Genomic DNA, 8,815 nt, shown 5'->3' with positions numbered 1-8,815 from the left:
AACATAGAATCTCCCACAGGGTTGCAGGCGGGCATTATCGATTGGTGCTGCTTTGCGATAAATGGGACTATGCCGACAACACTTTTGCGCATCTCGCACAGCAGGATTCACAATGCACGGTTTCAACGAACTGGGATTCAAGGCGCTTCGGCTGTTTGTCGCGGTGCTCGACCACGGCAGCTTTTCCGAAGTAGCCCGCCGCGAAGGCCTGGCGCCCTCTTCGATCTCCCGACAGATCCAGTTGATGGAACAGGCCCTGAGCCAGCAATTGCCGTACCGCCACACCCGCGCCGTCACGCCCACCGAAGCCGGGCGCATGCTCGGTCATCATGCGCGGCTGGTGCTGGTGCAGCTGGAAGAAGCCGAACAAGCCTTGCAGGAACAGCAAAGCGAGCCCACCGGACTGGTGCGCATCAACGCGCCGGTGGTGTTTGGCCAACGGCACCTGACGCCGTGGCTGGGGCAGTTGTGCGAGCGTTACCCGAAGCTGCAACTGGATATTCAGCAGACCGACCATTACATCGACCCGCTGCAGGAAGGCGCCGATTTGCTATTCCGTATCGGCCCGCTGCACGACTCCAGCATGCAGGCGCGGATTCTGGCGCCCCATCGCTTTCAGGTGGCGGCGAGCCCGGCGTATCTGCAACGCCACGGCATACCGCAACATCCCGCCGATCTCGCGGCCCATCAATGCCTGGCCTACAAAGGTGCCACCGGCCAGCAGCGCTGGTTTTTCCGCAACGGACAGCAGGACTGGACGCCCTATTCGGTGAGAGGGCCGATCACCGGCAATCACGCCGACACCCTGACCCAAGCTGCCGAGCAGGGTCTGGGGCTGGTGATGTTTCCATCGTGGTTGATCGGTGAAGCGGTGCGCAACGGCACGCTGGTGCCGGTGCTGGCGGACTATCAGGTGTCCAACAGCCTGGAGCCGCAGCAGATCGCCGTGCTCTGGCCGGGCAGTCGACGCCTGTCGGTGAAAGTCAGGACGGTGATTGATTTCTTTGTCGAGTGTTTTGGCGAAGTGCCGTATTGGGATAGACCATAACCCCTAAACCAGACACCGCTCTTCTGTGGCGAGGGAGCTTGCTCCCGCTGGGCTGCGCAGCGGCCCCAAAAAAGCAGTGAGCGCTGCGCACTCAAGCGCGAGCAAGCTCGCTCGCCACAAAAGCGCCACCAATCAAATACGGAATTGCCCGACCAGACTGCCCAACCGCTGACCAAGGTCTGCCAGACTGCGCGAGGTTTGCGCACCGAGTTGGGTTTCATCGGCAACGCTGTCCACCGCCACGGCAATCTGATGCACGCTGCGGTTGATCTCTTCGGCCACGGCGGTCTGTTCTTCGGCGGCGCTGGCGATCTGCGCGTTCATCGAGTTGATGGTGGCAATCAGCTGAGCCATGGTATCCAGCGATGCGCCTGCTTCATTGGCCTGGGCCGACGTGCCGTCGCCCGCTTCGCTGGAGCGGCGCATGGCTTCCACGGCGGACTGGGTGCCAGCCTGCAAGCGGTCGATCATGCCCTGGATTTCCTGGGTGCTGATCTGCGTGCGACTGGCCAACGCCCGCACCTCATCGGCCACCACCGCAAAACCACGTCCGGCCTCACCGGCGCGAGCCGCTTCGATCGCGGCGTTGAGTGCCAGCAGGTTGGTTTGCTCGGCAATCGAGCGGATCACCCCAAGTACGCTGACAATCGACGACACGTCTTTTTGCAAGCTATCGAGGGACACACCGCTGCTGCGAATGTCGTCCACCAACGCATGAATCTTCACGATGCTGCCGGCCACCACACGCTTGGCAGCCTGGCCTTCTTCGTCGGTCTGCTGGGCAGCAACCGCAGCATTTTGCGCGCTCTTGGCCACTTCCTGGGCGGCGGCCGACATTTCATTGATTGCGGTGGCGACTTGATCCGTCTCGTGACGCTGACGCTCCATCGCCTGATCCGAGCGATTGGCCTGCTCGGAAACCTGATTCACCAGCCCGGTCAGTTGCGAGGTCATTTCAGTGATCTGGCGCACCAGGCCGTGGATCTTGTCGACGAAACGGTTGAACGAGCCAGCCAGTGCGCCGAGTTCATCCTGGCTGGTGATGCTCAGGCGCCGGGTCAGGTCGCCCTCGCCCGCCGCGATGTCGTCGAGGTTGGCTTTCATCAGGTTCAGCGGACGCAGAATGGTATTGGCCAGCAACATCCCTACAGCGGCAATCACCAGCAGCACCACCAGCGCCACCCCGACAATGCTCAGCACCACGCCTTGCATGCGTTCTTCGACCTTGGCTTCGACCACGGCGACTTGCGCTTCGATGCCGTCGAGGTTGACCGAGGTACCGACCGCCATGTCCCACTTCGGCAGGTATTCGGTGTATCCGAGCTTGGGCACCAGCACCTGTGTGTTGCCCGGCAACGGCGAGCTGTATTGCAGGTAATGCGTACCGTCCTGGGCGACTTTCACCAGGTCGCGGTTGACGTAGACGCCGTTCGGATCGCGATTGTCCTTGAAGCTTTTGCCCACGCCTTCCGGGTCTTTGGCCTTGAACAGGCGCACGGTGTTGGAGTCGTAGCCGAAGAAGTAGCCGTCCTTGCCGTAAGTGATGTTCGACAGCAACTTGATCGCCTGGGCCCGCGCCGCGTCATCGCCTTGAGCGGAGGCGTCGTACAGCGGTTTGATCGTGGTCATGGCCACGGCGACGTAGCTTTGCAGGGTGGCCTTGGCATCGCTGAGCAGGCGCTGGCGAGTTTCCTCGACCTCCTTGCGCGCCTGTTCCTGCAGGATGAACAACGTGGTCAGGCTGATGACCAGCGCAAAGAGCAACACCGGGAGGACGGCAAGGGACAGGACTTTGGCCTTAAGGCTCATGCGCATGACGTTCACTCTTTTGGTTTTGTTGGCGTGGTTAAAGCTTTAACGGCAACAAAAACCAAAACTGTAGAAGCCGGCTTGCTGGCGATGGCGCCCTTGGAATCGCCATCGCCAGCAAGCCGGCTCCTACCAGTGAAATCACAGCACCATCGCGGCGATCCAGCCAAACGCCAGCAACGGCAGGTTGTAGTGCAGGAAGGTCGGGACCACGGTGTCCCAGATGTGGTGATGCTGGCCGTCGATGTTCAGGCCGGAGGTCGGGCCGAGGGTCGAGTCCGAGGCTGGGGAACCGGCGTCGCCCAGCGCGCCGGCAGTGCCGACGATGCACACGATCGCCAACGGGCTGAAGCCCAGCTGCACGCACAGCGGCACGAAGATCGCCGCCAGAATCGGCACGGTAGAGAACGACGAGCCGATGCCCATGGTCACCAGCAACCCCACCAGCAACATCAGCAAGGCGCCGATACCCTTGCTGTGATCGATGTACGACGCCGACGACTCGACCAGCGTCTGCACCTCACCGGTGGCCTTCATCACTTCAGCAAACCCGGACGCGGCAATCATGATGAAGCCGATCATCGCCATCATCTTCATGCCTTCGGTGAACAGATCATCGGTGTCACGCCATTTGACGATGCCCGACACCGAAAAAATCAGGAACCCCACCAGGGCGCCGATAATCATCGAGTCCAACAGCAACTGAACGATGAACGCCGCGGCAATCGCCAGACCGGCCACCATCAGGCTCAGCGGGTTGTACTGCACCGCAACCTGCTCGACTTGCTCGATCTTTGCCAGATCGTAGACGCGCTTCTTGCGGTAGCTGATAAACGCCACCCCGAGCCCGACCAGCATACCCAAGGCCGGAATGCCCATGGCGTGGGTGACGTTGATACCGCTGATGTCCACGCCGCTGCGAGCAACGTTGGCCAGCAGGATTTCATTGAGGAAGATGTTGCCGAAACCCACGGGCAGGAACATGTAGGGCGTGATCAAACCGAAGGTCATGACACAGGCGATCAGCCGCCGGTCCAGTTGCAGCTTGGTCAGCACATATAAAAGCGGCGGCACCAGCAGCGGAATAAACGCGATGTGGATCGGCAGGATGTTCTGCGAGGCGATGGCCACCACCCACAACAAGCCGATCAGCAGCCACTTGACCTGACCGCCACCCGTGGCGTGTTGGCGATCGACCATGGCCAGCGCCTTGTCCGCCAGGGCATGGGCCAGGCCGGATTTGGCAATCGCCACCGCGAACGCGCCGAGCAACGCGTAAGACAACGCCACCGTCGCCCCGCCGCCGAGCCCGCTGTTGAAGGCCTTGAGCGTTGCGTCGATGCCCAGGCCACCGGTCAAGCCACCCACCAGCGCACCCACGATGAGCGCGATGACCACATGCACGCGGGACAGGCTGAGAATCAGCATGACGCCCACCGCGGCGATGACTGCATTCATTTCATTACCTCGAGACAAACGAAAAGAGTCCGGGCGGCAGTCTGCGTGAGCCGCCAGCGGATTGAAGAATGGGTTTTATTAGAGGGCGCGCACTGTGCCGGACCCGTGCCGCCTTGTCAAAGCCCACACAAATCCGTGTAGGAGCTGCCGCAGGCTGCGATCTTTTGATCTTCAGCGTCTTTATTGAAGCTAAAGATCAAAAGATCGCAGCCTGCGGCAGCTCCTACAGGGGGTAATTCGATATTTTTGGGGTGGCATAAAGAAAGCAGGATGGCGGCCGCTACAGTGCAAAGTCTCAGATATTTATCGAATAAAGGACGTCTCCATGTCGCTCAGACAACTTTCCATTCAATGGAAAATCACCCTGCTGGCCGGGCTGTGCCTGGCGGGCATCGTGACCCTGCTGGTGGGTCTTTCGCTGTATCGCATGGAGCACAGCTCCGCGCTGGTGAAAGCCTCGAGCATGGAGATGCTGACCGAAGCGGCCCAGGCCCGGATCGAATCCCAGGGGGAAAACCAGGCGCTGGGCATTCGCCAGCAGTTCATGGACGCCTATCAATATGGTCACGGCTTTTCGCGTCAAGTGTTGTTCCTGCGCGATCAGGCCGAGAAGCGCTTTCTCGATGCGTTCGACCTGCGTGAAGACCTGACCCGCCAGGTCAAATCCGCCCTGCAAGCCAACCCGGACCTGCTCGGCCTGTCCCTGGTGTTCGAACCCAACGGGCTGGATGGCAAGGATGAGTTGTTCGCCGACCAGGCAGAATTGGGCAGCAACGACAAGGGCCGTTTCGCCCTCTACTGGTCGCAATCGACACCGGGCAAGCTAACGTCCATGGCGCTGCCGGAAAGCGACATGACAGACACCAGCACCGGCCCCAGCGGCGAACCGGCCAACGCCTGGTTCACCTGCCCGCGCACCAGCCTCAAGCCCTGCGTGATCGAACCCTACTTCTATATGATCGACGGCCAGAACGTGCTGATGACCAGCATCGTTTTTCCGCTGATGGTCAACGGCAAAGTCATCGCTTCGCTGTCGGTGGACATCAACCTCAACAGCCTGCAAACGGTCAGCCAGGCTGCGAGCAAGAAGCTCTATGACGGCCAGACCAGCGTCAGCATCATCAGCCCGGCCGGCCTGCTCGCCGGTTACAGCCCGGACACCAGCAAGCTCAGTCAACGCCTGGAAGCCGTGGACCCGACCACCGGTGCCGAGCTGATGCGCATGCTCGCCGGCAGCACCAACACCAGCAGCCTGCACAGCCACCAACAATTGAAAGTGCTGTCGCCGTTCCAGCCGATTCCCGGTGGAAAATCCTGGGGCGTGCTGCTCGACGTGCCGGAGAAAGTCCTGGTCGGCCCCGCCGAAGCGTTGAAAAAGCAACTGGATGAAAGCAACACCGCCGGCACGCTGACCGAACTCGGCCTCGGCGTACTGGCCGCGTTGCTCGGCCTGCTGCTGGTGTGGCTGATGGCGCGCAGCGTGACCAAGCCGATCCTCGGCGTGGCGCACATGCTCGAAGACATCGCCAGCGGCGAAGGTGACCTGACGCGACGCCTGGCCTACGACAAGCAGGATGAACTGGGCCAGTTGGCCGGGTGGTTCAACCGCTTCCTCGACAAACTGCAACCGATCATCGCCGAGGTGAAACGCTCGGTGCAGGACGCCCGCAGCACCGCCGACCAATCGTCTGCCATCGCCACCCAGACCAGCGCCGGCATGGAGCAGCAATACCGTCAGGTGGATCAGGTCGCGACCGCGTCCCACGAAATGAGCGCCACCGCCCAGGACGTCGCCCGCAGCGCCGCCCAAGCGGCGCAGGCCGCACGCGATGCCGATCAAGCGACCCGTCAGGGCCTGACCGTGATCGACCGCACCACCACCAGCATCGACAACCTCGCTGCCGACATGAGCGCGGCGATGGTGCAGGTCGAAGGTTTGGCGGCCAACAGCGAGAAGATCGGTTCGGTACTCGAAGTGATCCGCGCCATCGCCGAGCAGACCAACCTGCTGGCGCTCAACGCCGCGATCGAAGCGGCCCGGGCCGGTGAGGCCGGGCGTGGTTTTGCCGTAGTGGCCGATGAAGTGCGCAATCTGGCGCGGCGCACCCAGGAGTCGGTCGAAGAAACCCGCCTGGTGATCGAGCAACTGCAAAGCGGTACGCAGGATGTGGTCGGGTCGATGGGCAACAGTCATCGTCAGGCCCAGGGCAGCGTCGAGCAGGTCGGACAAGCCGTGACGGCGCTGCGGCAGATCGGCGAGGCGGTTACCGTCATCAGTGACATGAACCTGCAAATCGCCAGTGCCGCCGAAGAGCAAAGCGCGGTGGCCGAGGAGATCAACAACAACGTCGCGACCATTCGTGACGTCACCGAGTCGCTGTCGGGACAGGCCAATGAGTCGGCGCGGGTGAGTCAGTCGCTCAATAGCCTGGCGAATCAGCAGCAGAGTCTGATGGATCAGTTCCGCGTTTAAGTTTCCCTGTAGGAGCGAGCCTGCTCGCGATGACGGTGTGTCAGACACATTGATGTTGAATGTGCCGCCGCTATCGCGAGCAGGCTCGCTCCTACAGTTTTTGTGTTCGCCATCCCCTGTTCCTGCGTCTTCGTATGATGGCGAGTGGATATCTACGCAAACGCGATTATGCTTCATGAAACCTTGCAGCGATGCGAGGCCGTCAGTCTGTGTCCCATGGCCCGGGTACGGCAACAAATGAGAGGTGCTCCGGCCTAAAACAAGAACAACGGAGAAAACTCATGGCGGCAATCGACAACACAAGCACAGGCAGCGCGCCTCACCACGGCATAACCAAGGAAGAGCGCAAAGTCATCTTCGCCTCGTCCCTCGGCACCGTGTTCGAGTGGTACGACTTTTACCTCTATGGCTCCCTCGCCGCGATCATCGCCAAGCACTTCTTCGCCGGCGTCAACGAGACCACGTCCTTCATCTTCGCCCTGCTCGCGTTTGCCGCCGGCTTCGCCGTTCGGCCTTTCGGGGCAATCGTGTTCGGGCGACTGGGCGACATGATCGGGCGCAAACACACCTTCCTGATCACCATTGTGATCATGGGTATTTCAACGGCGATCGTGGGTTTCCTCCCCGGCTACGCAACCATCGGCGTGGCGGCGCCGATCATCCTGATCACCCTGCGCCTGTTGCAAGGTCTGGCGCTGGGCGGTGAATACGGCGGCGCCGCGACTTACGTGGCCGAGCATGCGCCGAAAGGCAAGCGCGGCTACTTCACCTCGTGGATCCAGACAACCGCAACCCTCGGCCTGTTTCTTTCCCTGCTGGTGATCCTCGCTTGCCGCACCGTGCTGGGCACTGAGGCCTTTGAAGCCTGGGGCTGGCGGATTCCGTTCCTGCTGTCGATCCTGCTGCTGATCGTCTCGGTGTACATCCGCTTGCAACTGAGCGAGTCGCCGGTGTTCCTGAAAATGAAGGCCGAAGGCAAAGCCTCGAAAGCGCCGCTGACAGAATCCTTCGCTCGCTGGGACAACCTCAAGATCGTGATCATGGCCCTGCTCGGCGGCACCGCTGGCCAAGCAGTGGTTTGGTACACCGGGCAGTTCTATGCGCTGTTCTTCCTGCTGCAAACGCTGAAGATCGACCCGCAAACCGCCAACCTGCTGATCGCCGGCTCACTGCTGATCGGCACGCCGTTCTTCGTCATCTTCGGCAGCCTGTCCGACCGCATCGGCCGCAAGGGCATCATCATGGCCGGCTGCATCCTCGCGGCGCTGACCTACTTCCCGATCTTCCATGCGCTGACCCAGTACGGTAACCCCGACGTGTTCATCGCGCAGGAGAAAAACCCGGTCACGGTGATCGCCAATCCTGACCAGTGTTCGTTCCAGTTCGACCCGGTGGGCAAGGCCAAATTCACCAGTTCCTGTGACTTGGCCAAGACCGTTCTGGCCAAGCGCGCCATCCCCTACAAGAACGAGAAGGCCGAGCCTGGGGCTGTTGCGCAAGTGCGCATCGGCGACAAAGTAATCCAGAGCTTCGAGGGCACCGGCATGCCGGCCGCCGACTTCAAGGCCAAGAACGATGCCTTCACCGCCACGCTCGCCACCGGGCTCAAAGAGGCGGGCTACCCCGAGAAGGCCGACCCGGCCAAGACCAACTACCCGATGGTGCTGTTGCTCCTGACGATTCTGGTGATCTACGTAACCATGGTCTACGGCCCGATCGCCGCCTGGCTGGTGGAACTGTTCCCGGCGCGCATCCGCTACACCTCGATGTCGCTGCCCTATCACATCGGCAACGGCTGGTTCGGCGGCTTCCTGCCGACGGTGGCATTCGCCATGGTGGCGGCCACGGGGGATATCTACTACGGGCTGTGGTACCCGATCGTGATCGCGGTGATGACAGCGGTGCTAGGCATTTTCTTCATGCCGGAAACCAAGGATCGGGAGATTCATCACACCTGAGCCCGACTCAACACAAATCAATGTAGGAGCGAGCCTGCTCGCGATGACGGCGGCACATTCACTATCACT

The 8,815-nt window shown here is 61.3% G+C and carries 5 protein-coding genes and 2 pseudogenes; 4 read left to right on the top strand and 3 right to left on the bottom strand.

Annotation, left to right across the window (positions count from 1 at the left end; translation table 11 throughout):
• The first annotated feature begins 112 nt into the window (after positions 1–112).
• Complete coding sequence (locus NL64_RS17425) at positions 113–1,048, top strand: LysR family transcriptional regulator (protein ID WP_034149314.1); 936 nt, start codon at positions 113–115, stop codon at positions 1,046–1,048.
• A 132-nt stretch (positions 1,049–1,180) separates the two neighbouring features.
• Here NL64_RS17425 and NL64_RS31180 read toward each other — a convergent pair whose 3' ends face one another.
• The 3 genes and pseudogenes from NL64_RS31180 to NL64_RS17415 form a co-directional block, all read right to left on the bottom strand.
• Complete coding sequence (locus tag NL64_RS31180; protein WP_437176925.1) at positions 1,181–1,936, bottom strand: methyl-accepting chemotaxis protein; 756 nt, start codon at positions 1,934–1,936, stop codon at positions 1,181–1,183.
• 102 nt (positions 1,937–2,038) lie between these two features.
• Positions 2,039–2,857, bottom strand: a pseudogene (locus NL64_RS31175) (cache domain-containing protein); the annotation flags it as partial.
• 141 nt (positions 2,858–2,998) lie between these two features.
• On the bottom strand, positions 2,999–4,315 hold the full coding sequence (locus NL64_RS17415) for a Na+/H+ antiporter family protein (RefSeq protein WP_034149312.1): 1,317 nt from the start codon (positions 4,313–4,315) through the stop codon (positions 2,999–3,001).
• Positions 4,316–4,640: 325 nt separating this feature from the next.
• Here NL64_RS17415 and NL64_RS31170 point away from each other — a divergent pair.
• The 3 genes and pseudogenes from NL64_RS31170 to NL64_RS17405 form a co-directional block, all read left to right on the top strand.
• Positions 4,641–5,930, top strand: a pseudogene (locus NL64_RS31170) (HAMP domain-containing protein); the annotation flags it as partial.
• A gap of 102 nt (positions 5,931–6,032) precedes the next feature.
• Positions 6,033–6,788, top strand: a complete 756-nt coding sequence (locus NL64_RS31165) for a methyl-accepting chemotaxis protein (RefSeq protein WP_437176924.1) — start codon at positions 6,033–6,035, stop codon at positions 6,786–6,788.
• Positions 6,789–7,069: 281 nt separating this feature from the next.
• On the top strand, positions 7,070–8,746 hold the full coding sequence (locus tag NL64_RS17405; RefSeq protein ID WP_034149310.1) for an MFS transporter: 1,677 nt from the start codon (positions 7,070–7,072) through the stop codon (positions 8,744–8,746).
• Positions 8,747–8,815: the final 69 nt, after the last annotated feature.

Source organism: Pseudomonas fluorescens (genome assembly GCF_000802965.1).
GTDB lineage: Bacteria > Pseudomonadota > Gammaproteobacteria > Pseudomonadales > Pseudomonadaceae > Aquipseudomonas > Aquipseudomonas fluorescens_A.
The sequence above is the reverse complement of the archived record's forward strand: the minus strand, read 5'-3'. Positions and strand labels throughout refer to the sequence as shown.

Excerpts from the sequence above, each read along its gene's own strand:
- NL64_RS17425 (WP_034149314.1), top strand. The coding sequence starts at position 113 with ATGCACGGTTTCAACGAACTGGGATTCAAGGCGCTTCGGCTGTTTGTC.
- NL64_RS31180 (WP_437176925.1), bottom strand. The coding sequence starts at position 1,936 with ATGGAGCGTCAGCGTCACGAGACGGATCAAGTCGCCACCGCAATCAAT.
- NL64_RS17415 (WP_034149312.1), bottom strand. The coding sequence starts at position 4,315 with ATGAATGCAGTCATCGCCGCGGTGGGCGTCATGCTGATTCTCAGCCTG.
- NL64_RS31165 (WP_437176924.1), top strand. The coding sequence starts at position 6,033 with ATGGAGCAGCAATACCGTCAGGTGGATCAGGTCGCGACCGCGTCCCAC.
- NL64_RS17405 (WP_034149310.1), top strand. The coding sequence starts at position 7,070 with ATGGCGGCAATCGACAACACAAGCACAGGCAGCGCGCCTCACCACGGC.